Annotated in this window: 14 protein-coding genes and 2 pseudogenes; 8 read left to right on the top strand and 8 right to left on the bottom strand. The window is 71.4% G+C overall.

All coding sequences use genetic code 11. The features are described from left to right. Positions 1-128: 128 nt before the first annotated feature. The 4 genes from ACFWOG_RS29175 to ACFWOG_RS29160 all read right to left on the bottom strand — a co-directional run bounded on the left by ACFWOG_RS29175 (position 129) and on the right by ACFWOG_RS29160 (position 6,016). Positions 129-2,669 (bottom strand): RICIN domain-containing protein, encoded by a 2,541-nt coding sequence (locus ACFWOG_RS29175; protein WP_380361789.1) that lies wholly within the window; start codon positions 2,667-2,669, stop codon positions 129-131. 119 nt (positions 2,670-2,788) lie between these two features. Continuing rightward, positions 2,789-3,685 (bottom strand): carbohydrate ABC transporter permease, encoded by an 897-nt coding sequence (locus ACFWOG_RS29170; protein ID WP_380361787.1) that lies wholly within the window; start codon positions 3,683-3,685, stop codon positions 2,789-2,791. Positions 3,686-3,689: 4 nt separating this feature from the next. Continuing rightward, positions 3,690-4,679 carry a carbohydrate ABC transporter permease gene (locus ACFWOG_RS29165; RefSeq protein WP_380361785.1) on the bottom strand — a complete coding sequence of 330 codons (990 nt, stop codon included), beginning with the start codon at positions 4,677-4,679 and terminating at the stop codon, positions 3,690-3,692. Next, the gene (locus ACFWOG_RS29160; protein WP_380361783.1) at positions 4,676-6,016 is read right to left on the bottom strand and encodes an ABC transporter substrate-binding protein; all 1,341 of its coding nucleotides are present in this window, start codon (positions 6,014-6,016) and stop codon (positions 4,676-4,678) included. The genes ACFWOG_RS29165 and ACFWOG_RS29160 overlap by 4 nt, the downstream gene beginning before the upstream one ends. A gap of 453 nt (positions 6,017-6,469) precedes the next feature. Here ACFWOG_RS29160 and ACFWOG_RS29155 point away from each other — a divergent pair, with 453 nt between their 5' ends. Beyond that, the gene (locus ACFWOG_RS29155; RefSeq protein ID WP_380361781.1) at positions 6,470-7,528 is read left to right on the top strand and encodes a LacI family DNA-binding transcriptional regulator; all 1,059 of its coding nucleotides are present in this window, start codon (positions 6,470-6,472) and stop codon (positions 7,526-7,528) included. A 19-nt stretch (positions 7,529-7,547) separates the two neighbouring features. On the opposite strand, the gene ACFWOG_RS29150 is transcribed toward ACFWOG_RS29155, so the two are convergent. Both ACFWOG_RS29150 and ACFWOG_RS29145 read right to left on the bottom strand, forming a co-directional pair. Continuing rightward, positions 7,548-8,900: a hypothetical protein gene (locus ACFWOG_RS29150; protein WP_380361779.1), complete on the bottom strand. Its 1,353-nt coding sequence runs from the start codon at positions 8,898-8,900 to the stop codon at positions 7,548-7,550. Between the two features lie 501 nt (positions 8,901-9,401). Further along, the gene (locus ACFWOG_RS29145; RefSeq protein ID WP_380361777.1) at positions 9,402-9,746 is read right to left on the bottom strand and encodes a hypothetical protein; all 345 of its coding nucleotides are present in this window, start codon (positions 9,744-9,746) and stop codon (positions 9,402-9,404) included. 277 nt (positions 9,747-10,023) lie between these two features. On the opposite strand from ACFWOG_RS29145, the gene ACFWOG_RS29140 reads away from it, so the two are divergent. From ACFWOG_RS29140 to ACFWOG_RS29125, 4 genes and pseudogenes are all read left to right on the top strand, one after another. After that, entirely contained in the window at positions 10,024-10,389 is a 366-nt protein-coding gene (locus ACFWOG_RS29140; RefSeq protein WP_380361775.1) for a DUF485 domain-containing protein, read from the top strand. After that, the gene (locus ACFWOG_RS29135) at positions 10,386-11,963 is read left to right on the top strand and encodes a cation acetate symporter (RefSeq protein ID WP_380361773.1); all 1,578 of its coding nucleotides are present in this window, start codon (positions 10,386-10,388) and stop codon (positions 11,961-11,963) included. The genes ACFWOG_RS29140 and ACFWOG_RS29135 overlap by 4 nt, the downstream gene beginning before the upstream one ends. Before the next feature lie 1,134 nt (positions 11,964-13,097). Next, positions 13,098-15,287 (top strand): alpha-L-fucosidase, encoded by a 2,190-nt coding sequence (locus ACFWOG_RS29130; RefSeq protein ID WP_380361795.1) that lies wholly within the window; start codon positions 13,098-13,100, stop codon positions 15,285-15,287. 680 nt (positions 15,288-15,967) lie between these two features. Beyond that, positions 15,968-16,201, top strand: a pseudogene (locus tag ACFWOG_RS29125) (group II intron maturase-specific domain-containing protein); the annotation flags it as partial. 147 nt (positions 16,202-16,348) lie between these two features. Here ACFWOG_RS29125 and ACFWOG_RS29120 read toward each other — a convergent pair. Next, a complete protein-coding gene (locus ACFWOG_RS29120) occupies positions 16,349-16,792 on the bottom strand; it encodes a hypothetical protein (RefSeq protein ID WP_380361797.1) in 444 nt (147 codons plus the stop codon). Positions 16,793-16,900: 108 nt separating this feature from the next. On the opposite strand from ACFWOG_RS29120, the pseudogene ACFWOG_RS29115 reads away from it, so the two are divergent. The 3 genes and pseudogenes from ACFWOG_RS29115 to ACFWOG_RS29105 all read left to right on the top strand — a co-directional run. Further along, positions 16,901-17,011, top strand: a pseudogene (locus ACFWOG_RS29115) (winged helix-turn-helix domain-containing protein); the annotation flags it as partial. Beyond that, positions 16,972-17,466: a transposase gene (locus tag ACFWOG_RS29110; RefSeq protein WP_380361771.1), complete on the top strand. Its 495-nt coding sequence runs from the start codon at positions 16,972-16,974 to the stop codon at positions 17,464-17,466. The pseudogene ACFWOG_RS29115 and the gene ACFWOG_RS29110, both read left to right, overlap by 40 nt. 307 nt (positions 17,467-17,773) lie before the next feature. Further along, positions 17,774-17,917: a hypothetical protein gene (locus ACFWOG_RS29105; RefSeq protein ID WP_380361769.1), complete on the top strand. Its 144-nt coding sequence runs from the start codon at positions 17,774-17,776 to the stop codon at positions 17,915-17,917. A 162-nt stretch (positions 17,918-18,079) separates the two neighbouring features. Here ACFWOG_RS29105 and ACFWOG_RS29100 read toward each other — a convergent pair whose 3' ends face one another. Further along, the gene (locus tag ACFWOG_RS29100) at positions 18,080-18,817 is read right to left on the bottom strand and encodes a hypothetical protein (RefSeq protein ID WP_380361767.1); all 738 of its coding nucleotides are present in this window, start codon (positions 18,815-18,817) and stop codon (positions 18,080-18,082) included. Between the last annotated feature and the right edge of the window lie 104 nt (positions 18,818-18,921).

Below are 18,921 nucleotides of genomic sequence, written 5' to 3'. Positions count from 1 at the left end.
CTCCCCCCGCCTTTTTTCCCCTCCCCCCCCCCCCCCCTCCCCCCGGCCGGTGGGGCGCCCCCCCCCCGGGCCCCCGCGGGGGGGGCCCCCGGCCGGCCCCCCCCCCACCACTGCGACCGGGACGTACGTCACCCGGTGGAGACGTTGGCCACCGTCCACTGCTGGTTGGCCTGCGGTCCGCACGGCCACAGGATCAGCCGGGCGGCGTCGGCGATCGAACCGCCCTCGACGTCCAGGCACTTGCCGCCGGCCCTGGAGACCAGGCGCCGGAAGCCGAGGACGGTGTCGGCCACCGTCCAGATCTGGGCCGTGTCGCCGCCGCACGGTGCGGACCGGACGGGGGTCCCGTCGGCGCTGGATCCGCCGACCGGGGTCAGGCACTGGCCGGCCTCGCGGTCGACCAGCTTGACCTCACCGCCTCCGACCGGTGTCACGGTGAACTGCTGGCCGGCGGCCACCCCCAGCGTCTGCTGGACGGCGGACCGGGCGGCCCCGGCCCCCTGGAGCCCCACGACCTTGCCGCTCTTGGCACTGACCAGCACCGCGGGCTTGCCGGCCGCCGAGCCGCACCCGTCGAGGGTGCACCCGGGAACCCAGGCCGCCTGCCCCGTCTCGTACGCACCCTGGTCCGGGGCCGCCCCGGTGTGGCCGTCGGTGACACCGGCCACCGGCACACCCGCGTCGACCGCCGGCGAGGAGGGCGTGAGGGTGAAGTCACCGGAGTTGGGGCCGCGGTACTTCGGGTCGGGCAGACCGCCGTCCTTGCTCCGGGTGGTGATCAGGTTGTTGCTCTGGTTGGGAGTTCCGTCGTCGATGTGGTCGTACGGCCTCCCGTCCTTGTGCGAGCCGTCGAGGATGTTGTTCCGCAGGACGTTGTTGGCCACGCGGGACGGCTTGGCGTAGTAGTGGAAGATCGTGGAATTCTTGGCGGACACGATGGTGTTGGCGGTGAAGGCACCCGTCAGGTAGGGCAGGTCCTTGCCCGAGTCTTCGAAGCCGCCGAAGGAGATGCCCGTTCCATCGCGCAGGTTCCAGATCACGTTGTGGTCGACGTTCAGGTCGTAGCTGCCGTTGTCGAAGTGGAACCCGTTGCCGATCTGGGCCGGGTCGTGGATCCAGTTGTGGTCGATCCTGGTGCCGGTGTAGGCCGTGTTGCAGCAGGTGTACACGGCACCCAGGTCGTAGTTGATCTTCGCGTAGTCGGTCATCTCGTTGTAGGCGATGCGGATGTTGCGGTAGCCGTCGTTGGGATAGGCGTTGGTGTTCATGTTGATCACGTCACGCCCCGTGCTGCGCATGGTGTTGTGCGTGATCGTCACGTCCTTGCTGCCGACCTCCAGCGCCACCGCCGCGGTGTAGGTGCCCCCGTAGGCGACGTCGCGGATCAGGTTGTTGGTCACGACGTGGCCGCTGCCCCGGACCGAGATGCCGTTGCCCATCGAGAGGCGCAGCACGCTGTTGCGGATCACGTTCCCGGTGCCGTGCAGCAGGATGCCGCTGTCGGAGTGGTGGTTGGCGTCGTAGATGCCGGCGTAGGGCAGGCTGCTGTCGAACTGGGTGGTCTGCCAGGTGGAGGTGTACTGGGCGGTGATGCCGTCGAGGACGTTCTGGCTGCTCCTGTCGTCGGTCGTCACCGTGGTGGCGTGCAGCCCGATGTCGCGGACGGTGATGTGGCTTCGTCCGTTGAGGTCGAACCCGTAGTTGCGGCGCTTGGCCGTCACGCCCTCGGGTGCGGCGCCGTTGGGGGCCCAGAGGTAGAGCTGCTGCCCGGCCGGGTCGTAGTACCAGGCGTTCGGGCCCCGCAGCAGGGACTTCTTGCCGACGACGCGGAACTTCGACGTTTTCTCGGCACCCGGCTCGACGTGCTTGTCACTCGCGGGGAACCGCAGCTGGAGCACCTTGTTGCCGCTGTCCAGCGTGCCGCCGGTGACGGACGCCGAGTTCGCCACCCACCCTCCCGCCAGGTAGACCGTCGCCCCGGTCATGTCGCCCAGCGCGGGGAACTGGTCGTACGTCAGCGTGCCCGTCAGCATGGCGGTGCAGGGGGGCGTGGGACAGTGGTCGGGGGATCCGGAGCGGGTGGACTTCCAGCCCCCCGTAATGAAGGACTCCTGCCACGGGTCGCTGGTGGCCGCCGGGTACGCCGCCTCGGGCACCAGGGACCCTGCCGTGAAGACCTGGTTGGCCCAGAGGTCCGCGTTGGCCGGGTACTTGGTGGAGCCGTAGGGCGCGGCGGGGGTGCCGGCGAGCTTCACCGGCGCCCTGTAGATCTGTCCGGTGTCGCGGACCCAGCCGCCGACCGGGTCCGTCCCGTCCACGGTCACCCGGGCGCCGGGGGCCGCCGTGAAGGTGATGGGCGCACCCGCGCTGCCGGACGCCTTCGGGGTGACCGTCTCCCGGTAGGTGCCGGCTCCGATCAGGCAGGTGTCGCCGGCGACCGCGAGGTCGGCGCACCGCTGGATAGTGCGGAACGGCGCTGCCGCCGTACCGGCCGCGTTGTCGTTACCCGTCGTCGCCACGTGGCGGACGGTGGGTGTCGCCGCCGCGGCGGGCACCGGCGCGAGGCCGGCCGTCGCGATCAGCAGCGTGATCAGGGCGGAGACCGCCCGGACGGGCGGACCCGCGGGGCGCCCTCGGGTACGGCGCGGTCTGGTGGACAGGTAGTTCATCGTCGAACTCCTCACGACTCAGGAGGTGGGGGTGGGTGGGGGGGTGGAGCGTGTGGGAGGTGGAGCGTGTGGGGGGTGGGTGGGGAGGTGGAGCGTGTGGGAGGGGGTGTGGGGGCGCCTCAGCCCTTCTCGGACCCGGCGAGCTGCGCCGAGGTGAGGTGGCGCTGGGCGAGGAGGAACATCAGCAGGATCGGCAGCACGGAGAGGACGCCGGCCAGCGCCGCCTCCGGCAGTCCGATGTCGATGTTGGAGAAGTTGGGGTTGCCCGAGACGATGTTCTCCATCGGCAGGACGCTCAGCCCCAGGGGCAGGGGGTAGTCGTCGGTGTCGCCGAGCATCAGGTAGGGCAGCATGAAGTTCGTCCAGGCCGAGACGAAGCCGAAGAAGCCGATCAGCGCGACCAGCGGCCGGGCGAGCGGCAGCGCGACGGAGAAGAAGATCCTCACCTCGGAGGCGCCGTCCACCCGGGCCGCCTCCAGGAGGGAGTCCGGCAGGCTGCTGGAGAAGAAGGTGTAGGCCAGGTAGACACCCCACGGGTAGAAGGCCAGGGGCAGGATCACGGAGAGGGCCGTCCCGGTGAGGTCGACCGCGGCGAGCTCGATGTACAGCGGGAGGACGGTGGCGGAGGTCGGCACGATCATGGCGATCAGCGTCGAGATCAGCAGCGTCTTCCGGCCGACGAACAGGAACTTCGCCATCCCGTAGCCGGCCGTGATGCAGAGCACCAGGCTCAGGGCCACGCCGGTCGACGAGTAGAGCAGCGAGTTGCCGATCCAGCGCAGGACGATGCCGTCGTTGAAGGCGTACAGGTTCTCCCAGGCCCGCCCGATGTTGGCCGGCGAACCGATGGAGAAGGGGAAGCCGTCGCGGATCGACTCCTCGGTCCTGGTCGGGACCAGGACGAGCCAGACGACCGGTGCGAGGAAGACGGCGGCTGCCGCGAGCAGGAGCGCGTCGCGCGTCCAGGCACCGGCCCGTGCGCGCGCCCGGTGCCGCCGCGGGGGTATCGGGATCATGGGACTACCTCCGGGCGTCGGTCTCGTAGAACTTGGTGCGGTAGATGACGATCAGTGCCGCGCCCAGGCCGACGGCCAGGAGCAGGACGGACAGCACGGAGGCCCGGCCGAAGGAGAGTTCACCGCTGGCGTAGACGTAGGCGAGCTGGTTGGGCGACCACGTGGCGCTGATGACTCCCTTCGAGACCAGCGACAGCATCTGCGGCTCGACGAAGAGTTGCGTCCCCCCGGCGAAGCTGGTGATGAGGATGAACGCGAGGTACTTGCGGACGATCGGCAGCTTGATGTGGACGGCCTGCTGCCAGCCGTTGGCGCCGTCCATCCTGGCCGCCTCGATCACCTCGTCCGGGATGGACTGGAGAGCCCCGTAGAGGATCACGATCCAGCCGCCGGCGCCCGCCTCGACCGCGACTGCCGAGAGGACCACCGGGAGCCAGGGCCCGCCGAGGAGTTCCGCGCTGGAGTCGAATCCCAGGGCCCGGAGCAGCGGCGCCGCGGGGCTGTACTGCGGGCTGATCATGAAGATCCACATCATCGCCGCGGCCGACCCCGTCACAGCGCCGGGCAGGTAGTACGCCAGGCGCATCACCCCGGCGAACCGTCCCTTGCGCGCGTGCAGCAGGAGGCTGAGCGAGACGACCGTCAGCAGCAGCAGCGGGAGCCAGATGGCGAGGTAGAGCGCGATGTGTTCGACGGCCGGCCCGAGCCGGTAGTCGGACGCGACCCTGGTCCAGTTGTCGGTCCCGGTGCGCTCCCCGCCGTAGGGGTCGGAGACCACGAAGGTGGTCCACAGGCCGTATCCCACCGGGAGGAGGCCGAAGGCGATCAGGAACAGCAGGTACGGGCCGACGAACAGCGGGCCCGTCCAGCGGCCCCGGCGGCCGGGCCGCACGGGCCGCTTGGTCCTTGCGGTCGGCACGCTCGGCGTGGTCCGCTCGCTCGGCGTGGTCCGCACGGTCGGCTTGGTCCTTGCGGTCGGCGTGGTCCGGCTCAACGGGACACCTTGTAGCCGGCGTTCTCGGCGGCCTGCACCAGCTGCTTCTGCCACACCGGCAGCGCGCCCGCCAGGTCGCCCTTCTTGCTCGCCGTGGCGACGAAGGTCTGCGCGTAGGAGTCGGCGAACTGCCCCTCGAAGCGGATGTAGTCGTAGTTCTCGGCGATCCTTCCGGCCGCGTCGAGCATCGTCGGGCAGGGGTCCGCGGCGTAGAACCGGTCGGCGGCCCGGGCCGCACACCACTTCTGCGCCGTCGGCGTGTGGGCGGGCAGGGCGGACGCGGCCACGATGCCGTCCGCGGCGTCGCTGGTGGTCAGCCAGGTGGCGATCTCGGCGGCGCCCTTGACGTTCGGGCTGTGCCGGGACACCACCCAGAGTCCGCCGCCCATGGCGCCCGTGGTGGCCACGCTGTCACCCGCCCAGGTCGGAACGGGGTGCGCGGCCAGCTGGCCGTCGGGAATCTTGTACGAGCCCTTGAAGCCGTACTCGCCGAACCAACCGGCCGCCGGGTACATGAGGATCGCGTTCTTCTTGCCGATCTCCTCGGTGAACGTCGGGTCCCAGGGGCTGGTGGCGGTGACGGTCCCGTTCTCGACCAGGGGCTGGAGGAGTTCCGCGACCCGGGTGCACCGCCGGTCCGTGAGGTCGATCCTGATGTCGGTGGGGCCGGTGGTCTCCCGGTCGGGACACCCCGATCCCCCGAAGAACGCGCCGTAGCCCGAGACGTCGTTGATCCCGCCGATCACGTATCCCGGGTGCTCCTTGCCGAGCTTGACCCCGAGTTCCTGGTACTCGGCCCAGGTCTTCGGCACGCTGTAGCCGAACTGCTTCATCAACGTCTCGTTGGTCCAGAGCACCACCGGCGCGGTGTCGTTGGCGAGGCAGAACACCTTCCCTTCGTAGGTGCAGCCCTCCAGCGTCCCCTTGGCGAACTGCTTGCGGGTCTGCTCCGGCACCAGTTCGTCGAGCGGCTGGGCGAAGCGCAGCGGGGCGGCCGCCAGCGCCGAGACGTCCGACGGGGAGCCCAGGAACACGACGTCCGGCCACCCCTTCCCGGCCCGGTCGGCGAGGGCGATCTTCTGCGCGACCTCACCGGGCTTGTAGCTGGTGAGCACCACCTTGACCCGCGCCTGCGGGTGAGCCTTGACGTAGGCCTCCACGGCCGGCTGACGCGTGTCGTCCGTCCAGACGGTGAGGGTGGCATCGGCATTCCCGGCACCGCCGCTGCTGCCGGCACCGGTGCACGCGGCAAGGGCCGAGACCGCCGTCACGGCGCTCAGCGCCACGGCGAGCGCACGGGGACGAGGGTTCTTCGGATGCGGACGGTTGGTGAACATGGAGCTGTTCCTCTCTGGACTGCCCGGCCCACGTCACGCGGCGGCAGCCCCGGTGAACGGGGCCGCGCCACGGTCGTGCCGGGAGGATGCGCAAGGGGGGAAGACCGGGCCGCGGCGGGGGTGGAACCGGCGGCCGAATGCGGTGGTGGGCTGAGTGTTACCGGGAACATTTTCACTGTCAACGCTTTGGGCAGAACATGTGGAAGTCACACCGCGGAAACACCTCCGGAACCGAACACAGCCGTTCGGAGAGCGGTGCAGACCTGAACGGCTTCCCTCCCCGACCGATCGGGGCAGCTCCGGGCAACCGACCGACGGACCCGCCGGACGACGGCCGGCCCCGGGTCGATCCACGGTCTACCGAGGCGGGCTTGACTCGCCGAGTGGTACCGGTAACATCCTGGTTCATGTCGGCAGGGTCGCTCCGGCAGGCGTGGACGAGGAGAAAACAGCATGGGGCAGAGCGGACCGGCCGACGTCGATCAGCCAGGCGGCGGCGCCGTCATGCGCGATGTCGCCCGGGTAGCGGGCGTGTCGAAACAGACGGTCTCGCGCGTGCTCAACGACAGCCCGGCGGTACGCCCGGAGACCCGGAACCGCGTGCTCGCCGCCGTGGCGGAGCTGGGCTACCTCCCGAACCAGGCCGCCCGGACGCTCACCACCGGCCAGACCCGCAACATCGGTGTGATCGCCTACGACGTGGCCGACTTCGGCCCCGCGAACGTGGTCCAGGGCATCGCCTTCGCCGCGCAGGAGGTCGGATACACGGTGAGCGTCGCACCGATGCGCTCACTGGGGCACATGCCGGTGCGGGACGCCGCGACCCGACTCCTGGAACGCTCGGTCGACGGGCTGATCACCATCGCCCCGCACCGCGACATCGCGAAGGCCCTGCTCGACCTCCCCCGCAAGGTGCCGGTCGTCGCCGTCGACGACTCGCTCGATCCGCTCGTCCCCGTCATCGCGGCGGACCAGGTCGAGGGGTCACGGCGCGCGACCGAGCAGCTCCTGCACCTCGGGCACCGGACCGTCCACCACCTCGCCGGTCCGAGCGGCTGGATCGCCGCCGAACAGCGCCGCGAAGGATGGCTGGCCGCCCTGACCGCGGCGGGCGCTCCGATCCCCGCCCCCCTGGTCGGCGACTGGAGCGCGGCGTCCGGCTACGAACTGGGCCGCGTGCTGGCCGCCGACCCGGAGGTCACCGCGGTGCACGCGGCGAACGACCAGATGGCGGTCGGCCTGCTGCGCGCCCTGTACGAGGCCGGCCGCCGGGTACCCGAGCAGGTGAGCGTGATCGGCTTCGACGACATCCCCGAGGCCGCCTACACCATCCCCCCGCTGTCCACCGTCCGGGTGAACTTCGGCGACATCGGGCGGCGGTGCATCAGCGTCCTGGTCGAGCAGCTCCGCAGCGGTACGACGACGGCCCGGCAGCAGCGGCCCTGGCTCCCCACCGAACTGGTGATCCGGGCCAGCACCGGGCGTCCGCCCACCGCCCCGGACCGCCCGTAGCACCCGGCACGGCCCCGGCCTACGCGCTCGGACAGACCGCACGGTCCCCAGCTCCTTCGAGGGCCTGGCGGCTCCGCGGTCCGTACTCGGTACGGTCACGTTCCCTCCCGGCTATGCCCGCCGCACGGTGGAAGTTCCTGAGGAACCGCTCGGTCGCGTCGTCGAAGCCTCCGTCGACGAAGGGCACGTCCTCGGGCACGCAGTTCGCCCTGATGAGCAGGTCCTGCATCCTCGCCACGTCCGGCCCCACGTCTCCGCGGTGCAACGCACGGGCGGCGGGCGTGGGCGTTGGCGTGGGCGCGGGAGTCGCGGCGGGGGACGTCACGGGCGACACGGAGGGAGGGAGCGCGGCGGCCGGTGTACGCGACGGAGTCGCGGCCGGTCCCGGTCCGTGGTCGGTGACGGAGGGCGTCGGCGACGAGGGCTGGAGCGGCCGTCCTGCCGTCGGCGTCGGAGACGGTGTGGCCGGAAGCGGGGACGGCGGAGCTGAGGCCGTGGGTGTGCCCACGGCGGGCGGATCCGGGACCGGGTTGTCCCCCGGTGACGCCAGTGGCAGGGCGAGGACCACCACCGCCAGCCCCGCGCCGGCAACCGCTCCCACGCCCCAGCGCCGTACGGGCGCGGGCAGGCCACCTGCCGGGCCCGCCGCCCCGGTGCCGAGCGACACGGCGGATGTCCCCGGCCCGGGTGGTGCGGTGACGGCCCCGACGACCGGCGGGTCGAACCGGATCAGCAGCCCCCTCCGCAGGTGGTCGGCGTCCCAGCGGTGCACGGCCGCCAGGTCCGCCAGGACCGTGCCGCACCGGGAACAGCGGGCGAGGTGGCGGGCCACCTCGGCGGGCGCCGGCCCGTCCTCGGCAGCCGTCTCGGCCAACACCACGGCCAGGTGGCGACAGCCCCGCTCCGCCACGGTCGCGACGTGCACCCGCACGCACGCGTCGGCGAGCGCCTGCCGGGCGGCAACAGGCGGGGCCTGAGACCCGGGCGGGGCGGCGAGGCCCCGCCACAGCTGCGCCGCCTGCGGTTCGGGGAGCACCGCGAACGACCGCAGCAGCAGGCTCTCCCCCTCGGCGGCGGACAGGGCGGCCCGGTGGCCGCCGTGCACGGCGGCCCGTTCGTCCAGCCAGTGCAGGAAGCCGGGCGCCACGGTGTCCCGCCGGCCGGCCACTGCCCGTCCTGCGGCGAGGTGGCGGGCTTCGGCGAGGAGTGGGACGAACCAGCTCGGGCCCGGTACCGCGCCACCCCGGTCGCAGGCGTCGACGGTCCTGGCCAGGGCCTCGGCCGACAGCTCCCGCGCGTCCTCCGCGGTGGCACCCAGTCCGCGCACACAGGCCAGGATCACGTCACCGTAGCGTCGCGTCAGTTCGTCCACGGCGCTCCTCCCCCGGCTCGCCGGGGCAGCAACGCCTTGAGCCGGGCATCGGTCCATGCCCGGAACGTGGGTGGCATGCGGCTCCTCTCCGGCGGCCCCCGTGCGGTGACCTCGCACCGCGGAGGTGGCGCCGCCCTGTTCGGTCGACGTCGGGCGCCGGCACACGGCCCCGTCCCGAGCTGCGGGCCGCTCCCGCACGAGCGGCTCCTCCCCGGACGGCCGTGTCCCGGCCTTCCGAAGAGGAGTCGTGAGCGGTGCCTTCCGTCCCGCGCCGTTGCCGAACCGTTATGGAGAATCTGCGCGCCGGAGGGGTGCCGGAGCGGGCAGGGCGGCCCGCTCCGACGGGTGCTCCGCGGACGCCGGGGGGTACGTCCGCGGAGCGGGGCGACGGCCGGGGCCGGGGCCGGTTGACAGCCCTGCCACGGTGCCCCCCGGCCTGATCGCCGTCAGGGACCGAGGAGCGGGCCCGTGGCCCGCTCCTCGGCGGCGTCCCGCCCGGCGTCAGCCGGTGCCGGCGAGCTGGACCCGGACGAACCGGCCGTCGGCGCCCACGGGGACGGTCAGCTTGCCCGGCTTCGGCACGCTGCCCGCGATATGGACCGTCCTGACCGCGGGGTCGGCCTTGATCGCGTCGAGGCTGCGCCCGGTGAGGCCGGTGGGCGGGCGGTTCTTCTGAACATGGGTGGATGCTGCTTGCCGCGTGTCCTGCGTGAGGGTGGTCGGGCTGTTGCCCGGGGCACGAGAAGGGATGGGGGGATCCGGTGGAACCGCTGCCGCCGACGGTGAGGAGACGTCAGCAGGACTGCGGACCCGGGCGGGGACCTCCTTGTGACCTCCTCCGTTCACACGCCGCCCGGCGCTCCCCGAACCTGGGCCCGTTCGACCGTTCGTCGCACCGCTCACCGCAGAACGCGACCGCTCGCCGCACACTCCGGTGCGATGCCTACCGGCGCGCGCCCGCAGGCGCTGGGATACGCCGCAGGAACGAACCCGCTGGTGGGAGGGGCCCCGACGACGGCCCCGCACCACCCGGCGAGCAGGGCCCGGGAGCCTGACGCGCACCCGTGCGACAGCCCCACCCGGCCCCGCTCCTCCACCGCACCCGCTCACCCAGGAGGCACGCGTGGACACTCCACCCACCACCCGGCCGACGGTCCCCGACCGCCCCGAACACCTCGAACAGAGCGAGGAGTTCCGCCGGCTCCGCAGGTCCTTCCGCGGTTTCGCCTTCCCGGTGACCGCGGGCTTCATCCTCTGGTACCTGCTCTACGTCCTGCTCTCCAGTTACGCCCCCGGCCTCATGGGCGCCAAGCTGTTCGGCCACGTCAACGTCGCCCTCCTCCTCGGCCTGCTCCAGTTCGCCAGCACCTTCAGCATCGCGGCGTGGTACGCCCGTTACGCCGACCGCCACCTCGACCCGCCCGCCGCCGCCATCCGCGAAGGCCGGACGGCCGAGGCACCCGCCGCCCCCGGGAGGGCCGACTCATGACCACCACCCTGCTCGCCGCCGGCGCCTCCACCGAGCACCGCACCCTGACCATGACCCTGTTCGGCCTGTTCGTCCTGGCCACCCTCGGCATCACCCTCTGGGCCGGCCGGCAGACCAAGGACGCCGCCGACTACTACGCGGGCGGGCGCGGCTTCACCGGCTTCCAGAACGGCCTGGCCATCTCCGGCGACTACATGTCCGCCGCGTCCTTCCTCGGCATCGCCGGCGCCATCGCCCTCTACGGCTACGACGGCTTCCTCTACTCCGTCGGCTTCCTCGTCGCCTGGCTGGTCGCGCTCCTGCTGATCGCCGAACCCCTGCGCAACTCGGGACGCTTCACCATGGCCGACGTCCTGGCCTTCCGGATGCGCCAGCGCCCCGTACGCACCGCCGCCGGCATCTCCACCATCGTCGTGTCGATCTTCTACCTGCTCGCCCAGATGGTCGGCGCGGGCTCCCTCGTCGCCCTGCTGCTCGGCGTCAGCGGCGACGGCGCCAAGCGCTGGACCATCGTCGCCGTCGGCGCCCTGATGGTCGTCTACGTGGTGATCGGCGGCATGAAGGGCACCACCTGGGTCCAGATCGTCAAAGCCGTCCTGCTCATCGCCGGCGCCGGCCTGATGACCGTCCTGGTCCTCGCCAAGTACGGCTTCAACATCTCCACCATGCTCGGCGCCGCCGCCGACGCCGGCGGCAAGGGCTCCGCGTTCCTCGAACCGGGACTGAAGTACGGCGCCACCGGCACCAGCAAGCTCGACTTCCTCAGCCTCGGCATCGCCCTGGTGCTCGGCACCGCCGGCCTGCCGCACATCCTGGTCCGCTTCTACACCGTCCCCACCGCCAAGGTCGCCCGCAAGTCCGTACTCTGGGCGATCGGCATCATCGGCGGCTTCTACCTGATGACCCTCGCCCTCGGCTTCGGCGCCGCCGCCCTGCTCGGTCCGAAGACCATCAAGGCCTCCAACGCCGCCGGCAACACCGCCGCACCCCTGCTCGCCGAACACCTGGGCGGAGGCCCCGGCACCACCGGCGGCGCGATCCTCCTCGCGGTGATCTCCGCAGTCGCCTTCGCCACCATCCTCGCCGTGGTCGCCGGACTCACCCTCGCCTCCTCCGCCTCCTTCGCCCACGACCTCTACGCCAACGTCATCCGCCGCGGCAGGGCGAGCGAGAAGGAGGAGGTCCGCTCCGCCAAACTCGCCGCCGTCGCCATCGGCGCCGTCGCCATCGTCCTGTCACTTTTCGCCGACAAGCTCAACACGGCCGCCCTCGACGCACTGGCCTTCGCGGTCGCCGCCTCGGCCAACCTGCCCACCCTGCTCTACTCCCTCTTCTGGAAGCGCTTCAACACCGCCGGCGCCGTCAGCTCCGTCTACGCCGGACTCATCAGCTCCGTGCTGCTGGTCGCCTTCTCCACCGTCGTCTCCGGCAAGCCGACCTCACTGCTCCCCGACAGCGACTTTCACTGGTTCCTCGCCGGCGTGATCGGCACCCTGCTCTCGAAGGAGAAGGCGAACCCCGCGAAATACGCCGAACTGGAAGTCCGCTCACTCACCGGACTCGGCGCCCACTGACCCGACCGAACACCCCGACCGACGGCCTCAAGGGCCTGCCCGATGCAGGTCACCGCGACCTGGCCCGGGCCACGGCACAGACGGGCGGCGCAGGGGGGGCTCCGCTCCTGGACATGGGTGGTTTCTCCCGGGTGGGTGGGCGAGGGGCGAACGTCGAGACCGGCCGGCCTGGTCGTCCCCGCGAGGTGTGAGGAGCGTGGAGTGCCGCCAGAAGTGCACGAGATAAGTCATAAACGAACACAAGTCGACAGGTCAAGAGAATGACACCCGGGTCGCCGCCATGTGTCAAGAGTTGGTGCGAACCTGTGGCCGACAGGTCGAGAAGCTCCCCGTCCGGCGCGTGAGGTGGAGCTGTCGTGGCGGCGATGCGCCGACCGGCGGCCGGCTCGCCCGGTACCTATGGTTCACCTACTGCTTGACCGCGCCGAAACCCAAACGTGTCCAACCGTTTGTCGCCTGCGAGCTGCTAGGTGTGGGCAAATAGACGCTCCGTCAGATTTCGTCGCTGTGTGTTCAGGTGTCGTTGCGGGCCCGTTCCCTTCCGGGAGCATGCTCGGTCGTCGGCTCCCTGAGTCCCGTCGAGGCGGCACGGGCATCGATGCGGCCCGGTCTACGACGGGCCGGGGGCCGACGGACGGATCCTGGCGCTGTATCAGTCCGAGTTCGGCAGACGAATCGGTGTTGACTTCTGATTGATCGACCGACGTATGTGACATGCCACGTTTGATTCAGCCGGCTGATCTGCCTGGCACGCGGAGCCGCACGTGCCACCTACCCCTCCCAGCCCAAGGTGGACCCATGGCCGATTCCTCGACCAGCCGTTCGCGGCTCTCGTGACGGCAGGGGGTGCGTCTCGCACGCACGCTGTCCGCCGGCTCGGACGGCGCGAAGAGCGACCGCGCGGGCATCGCGCCCGTCAGCGGGATGATCTCGACGCCGTCCGCAGAAGCACGGCAGGCGATGGAACCACGCCACGGAGTGGGGCCGCCCGGCCCCTGTTCGCCTGCTCCTCGAACCGGTCCTGACACTTCCGGACGGCCCCACGAGTAACACGTCCCTTCCTTCAACCATCCCGAAGGAGTTCCCGTGTCCTTGTCCCGACGCACCTTCCTGAGCGCCGCCGCCGGTGTCGCGATGGCGAGCAGTTCCGGCCTGCTCGCCTCCGCGCCCGCACGCGCCGCGACCGACGCAGCCGCCGCCGGGCCGTACACGCCGACCTGGCCCTCGGTGGGCCGGCACACCGCCGCACCCGAATGGTTCCAGGACGCCAAGTTCGGCATCTACTTCCACTGGGGCGTCTTCAGCGTCCCCGCGTACGGCAGCGAGTGGTACCCGCGAAACATGTACCAGACCGGGTCCGGCCCGAACGAGCACCACATCGCGACCTTCGGAACCCCGGCAGCCTGGCCGTACCACACCTTCATCGACGGTGGCCGCGACAAGGCCGGCACCTTCCACCAGTTCGCACCGAAGCTCGTCTCCCAGGGCGGCCAGTTCGACCCCGACGAATGGGCACGGCTGTTCAAGGCCGCCGGCGCCCGCTTCGCCGGGCCCGTCGCCGAACACCATGACGGCTACTCGATGTGGGACAGCCAGGTCAACGAATGGAACTCCGCCGCCCGCGGCCCCAGGCTCGACCTGCTACGCCTGTTCACCGACGCGATCCGCGGTGAGGGCATGAAGCTGCTGGTCGCCATGCACCACGCGTACAACTTCACCGGCTACTACCAGTACGCCCCCGCCCAGAGCGACCCCAGCCTGAAGAAGCTCTACGGTCAGCTCGACCGGACCGCCGCCAACCGGCTCTGGTACGCCAAGCTCAAAGAGGTCGTCGACCGCGCCCACCCCGACATCATCTATCAGGACTTCAACCTCGACGAGGTCGACGAACAGCGGCGCCTGGACTTCCTGTCCTACTACTTCAACCAGGCCGAGGACTGGGGCAAGGAGGTGGTCTCCACCTACAAGGAGCACTACCCGAGCCCCGGCGAGGTGTACGACTTCGAACGCGGCGGGCCGGGCGATCTGCGCGAGCCGTACTGGCTGACCGACGACTCCGTCAGCGGCTCCAGCTGGTGCTACACCACCGGCATCGGCTACTACTCCACCCAGCAGATGATGCATGCCCTGCTCGACCGGGTCAGCAAGGGCGGCAACATGCTCCTCAACGTCGCCCCGACGGCCGACGGCACCATCCCCCAGAGGCAGCGCGACATCCTGCTCGGCATCGGCGACCACCTCACCCGCTTCGGCGATGCCGTCTACGACACCCGCGTCTGGACGGCGTACGGGGAGGGCCCGACCGCGATGGGTGGCGGCTCCTTCACCAAGCCGGTCGTCGGCACCGCCAAGGACATCCGCTTCACGCGGGACAAGGCCGGTACCACCCTCTATGCCACCGCCCTCGGCTGGCCCTCCCATGGACTGACCGTCACCACCTGCTCCCGCAAGCGCATCGACCTCACCGCCCTCACCGGCGTGCGGTTGCTCGGCCCCGCAGCCGGGCAGTCCACCGAGGTCACCGGATGGGTCCAGGACGCCGACGGCCTGCGTATCCCGCTGCCCACGAACGCACCCTTCCCCGCCCACGCCTACACCCTGCGGCTCACCTTCGCCGACGCCATCCCGCCCCTCACTCCGCCCACCCGCATCACCGCCTTCCGCGACGTCGACTTCCACGGTCCCCGCGCGATACTCCCGCTCGGCAGCCACACCGCCGCCCAGCTCCAGGCCGCCGGCATGGCACCCGCGAGCATCTCCTCCCTCCACATCCCCACCGCGTACCGCGTGGTTGGCTACCCCGGCGACCAGTTCACCGGCACCCCGTGGACGTTCACCACCGACACCGCGGACCTGCGCATCACCGGGGCCAATGACCGGATCCGCTCGCTGCGGGTCACCCTTGCGCCCGAGGCATGGCTGTGGATCACCAACACCGCGACCGGTATGGCCGTCGACGGCGGCGGCGACGTGCGCGCCGGGTCCCCGGTCAAGCAGTGGACCGCGAACTCCAGCACCAACCTGCAGTGGCACGCGATCGACCTCGGCACCGGCCGCTACCGGCTCGTCAACCGCACCAACGGCCTGGTCGTCGACGCCACCGGCGTCGCGACCGGCGGCACCGCGTTCCAGGAGATCTGGGACGGCGGCGCCGGCCAGCAGTGGACGATCACCGACCTCGGCACCGGCGCGTACACCATCGCCAACCACGGCAGTGGCCTGCTCCTCGACGGAGCGGGCGCGCGCAACAACGGAGCCCCGCTCAAGCTCGTGGCACCCCGCACCGACGCCACCCTGCGCTGGACGTTCCGCACCGCCCCCTGAACCAGCCGCAGTCGCCGGCCACCGCGACCGCCTGTTGGGGGAGGGCCGGGCGGGGACCGTCTCCTCGACCTCGCCCCGGCCCGCCTCAAAGACTCCGGACTGGTCCGCGGGCGCACCACCCAGCGCACCGACTCCACCCACGTCCTGGCCACCGTCCGGGACTTCACCCGCCTCAAGCCGGTCACCGGGGCCGTGCGCGCGGCCCCGGAGGAACTCGCCCGGGCGGCCGGCCGAGCGCCGGCCGTCCGGGTCGGCGAGGACGGGGGGCCGCCGCTACGGCCGACCGGTACGTCCGGCCACGCACCCACCCGTCCCAAGACCCGGATCTCTGCCACCGGGTGCAGAGGGCCGCCGTCTGATCGAACACCTCAGTCGGGACGCCCATCCTCTGGTAGGCCCTGCACCGCCACCCCTCCGCCGACCTCCTCCAACCCGCCGGCCGGCCCGTCGCCGCCGCCCTGCGACCAGCAGCGATCACTGGGCAAGCCGGCACCGGGCACACGTCCGGCCGGGCCGGTCGCGGGCCGGGTGGCACGGCCGCTGACACCGGTCGCGCCGAAGCGGAAGGAACTGCCGACGCCACCTGCCCCTCCCACCCGGAAATCCCCCGAGCGTGCCACCGCGGCCCGGGTCAAGACGGACGGCCGCGGCCGGACCGCAGAGCGCCGACAACCACGACCGTGCCCGACCGGTCCGCCGATGCGGTGACCCCCGGGCGCACGGCCCGGCGGCAGAACGTCGGCCTGGCGCTGACAGTCCTGCAGCACCGGCTGAACTCGGTGCTGCGGGGCTGGTGCGCGTACTTGCGTCCCGGGGTTTCGAACGTCGCCTTCTGCTACCTCAGCCACCACGTGTGGATGCGGGTCGTCCGGTGGATACGGCGCAAGCACCCCGGGATCACGTGGAAGCAGCTTTGCCGCCGCTACTGCGGAGGCGGCGTAGAGGTCGGCATCGTGGCTGACGGGCCGGCCGCCCTTGCTGTCCTTCTTCTTCCGGTTGCCGACCTCGATGTTGCGGTAGCCGAGGACCGCGACGAGCAACAGCAGGATCCCGCTCCACGTTCACCACGGGAGGTCAGGACCGCCGTACTTGGTGACCAGTCCGCCGGCGGTGACCCCGGCCAGGCCGTAGACGCCCGCCTGGATGGCGCTGTAGGTCAGCGGGGCGAGTCCCGCCGCCCCGGCGCCGGTGACTCTGCCAAGGCCGGCCGTGACGTACGAGTAGAAGGCGCCGGCGTCGACGACATGGCGGCTCATCGCCGCGTAGCCGACGCTGAACAGCAGCAGGACTGCCGCGACGAGCAGGTAGGCGGCGGGGATGCCGGGGCCATTGCCGATGGCGAACATGACGGGCAGCGCACCGCCGACGGCGGTGAGCGGCGCGGCTGCCGCGACGACGAGGAAGACGATTCCGGTGACGCCGATCGAGCCACGCAGGCCCGACGCGGGAGTGGTAGCGGTGGCACCGGTAATGTCGGTAACGGGTTGTGAGGTCAGGTCAGCCATGGTGGTGGCCCTCCGGTGCGCAGCAAGCGTGGGCGGACGGGGCCGGGGGCACGTCGAGGGTGGGGTTGCGGTCGAAGAAGCCGACCGGCTTGAGTCGGCCGCAAGTTCCCTGTGCCCTACAGCGTCTCGGGGGCCACCCGGCTGATGCGCCGGCTCGGTTTCACTCCGCAGGTCCCCGTGTGGCGGGCCGCGGAACGCGACGAACAGGTCGTGGCCGCGTGGAGGGAGGCGACCCGGGCGGAGGTAGAGACGCCCGGGCGGCCTGCGACGGATGGCTCTGCTTCGAGGACGAGGCCGGGTTCACCCGCAGACCGCCCACAGGACGCACCTGGGGCCGACGCGGCACCACCCCGGTCGTGAAGGTCAGCGGCCGGGGCTCCGGGCGGATCTCGGCCGCCGGGCTGCTCGCGATGCGACCGGGCTCGCGGACCCGGCTGTGCCACCGCGTCCTGCGGCACAGCGGTCGCAAGGGCCAACGCCGCAGCCTGTCCGAGCACGACTACATCGGCCTGATGGACGGGGTGCACCACCTGGTCAGGGCACCGATCGTGCTGGTGTGGGACCGGCTGAACACCCACGTCTCCCACGCCATGCGCAGCCTGATCGGCGGACGGGACCGGCTGACCGTGTTCGTCCGGCCCGACTACGCACTCGAGCTGATCGCGGTCGAGTAGCGGTGGGCCCACGTCAAACGAAGCCTGGCGAACCTCGCAAGCGTCGCCCTCGACCAACTCGAAACCCTCGTCCGAAACCGTCTGAAACGCCTGCAGTACCGACCCGACACACTCAACGGCTTCGTCACCGCGACCGGACTCTCCCAGGACCTTCAGTCACCGTCACCTTGAAGTGCCGAAATCAGTAGCTTCAAGGATCGGGGGACACCGGGTGCCATCCGGTGTGGATACAACCGTTCAGATCCGGGACCGCGCGGAACCCGGGGGTCGCTCCTAGAGTCCGAGATAAGGCGGGGTAAGCGGCGACGTGATCGGGGTGGGCACCGCCGTCACCGTGCGGTACGGGGACGGCACGGCGGAGTCCCTGCGGATCAGCGAACTCGCCAGCGCGCTGGACAGGACGTTGACAACGGCCGACAGCCCGCTCGGCCACCGCACGGCGACTCGGTGACGTTCGAGACGCCCGCCGGGCCGGCCACCGCGACGGTGGTGTCCATCGACACGCCGTCCGGCGGGACCTGACCGGATCGGTCCGCGGCTGCACCGACGCACTGCCCGCGAACGACGAACCCCGTGCGCACCGCTGACCTCCGGTGGGCCGACCGGCCGGAGGTCAGCGGTGCGCGCCCGGGACACCGAGGTGGCGGGGCGGACCGCTGCGGCCAGCCGGCACGGTCGGCTCCGCCGTCGCCGTGGCGGCGGCCAGTGACCAGCGACGGGCCGCACCGTCGTGGCCGAACTCGAAAAGGTCGTAGGCCAGGTGCTCGGTCGCGCCGGCGGCGAGGGTGGACTGCACCAGCACGTAGTCGCCCTCGGCCACGGTCCGCTCCAGCCTGCGGTAGGCGCCGTCCCCGGCGGGCAGCGGTTCGGCGTGCACACCGAAGCGGTCGCAGAGCCGGGCCGCGAACACCAGACATTCTGCCGGGTCCTGCCCGAGCAGCTGCACCGCACGCTCGGTGTTCACCGGCCGCTCCCCGCCCGTCGGGCCGTACGGCCGCAGATAGGGCAGTCCGTGCGGCGGGTCCTCCAACGGACCGAGCACGTCCCAGTGCTCGACGAGCAGGCCCCGGTACGTCCTGAAGAGGTCGACGGAACCCAACGGACCGCCCGGCAGCCCCTCGCACGTCCCGATCATGGCGAGGAGGCCGTCCTCCTCGACCGCCAGCTCAAGGCTGTAGCGGAAATCCGGCGGCAGTCCCGCCAGGAGGTCCGCCAGCGCCGGCCTGTCGCCCGCCTGTGGATCGGACACCGCGTGCTCGCGGTAGTGCGCGGCGCACAGGGCGGCTGCGCCCACCTCGTCACGGGTGTCGAAGATGCGCTCGATCCGTTGGGCAAGACGGGACGACGTCATGGCCACTCCTACTGAGGTTTTCAGGGTGGGGTCGGTGGTCTGAGAGTCAGGCCGGTGGCGGTCAGGCATCCGTCGATCAGGTGGGGTCGGAGTTGGATTCGGCG

The organism is Kitasatospora sp. NPDC058406 (assembly GCF_042722765.1).
GTDB lineage: Bacteria > Actinomycetota > Actinomycetes > Streptomycetales > Streptomycetaceae > Kitasatospora.
This window is presented reverse-complemented; position numbering and strand designations above follow the sequence as displayed.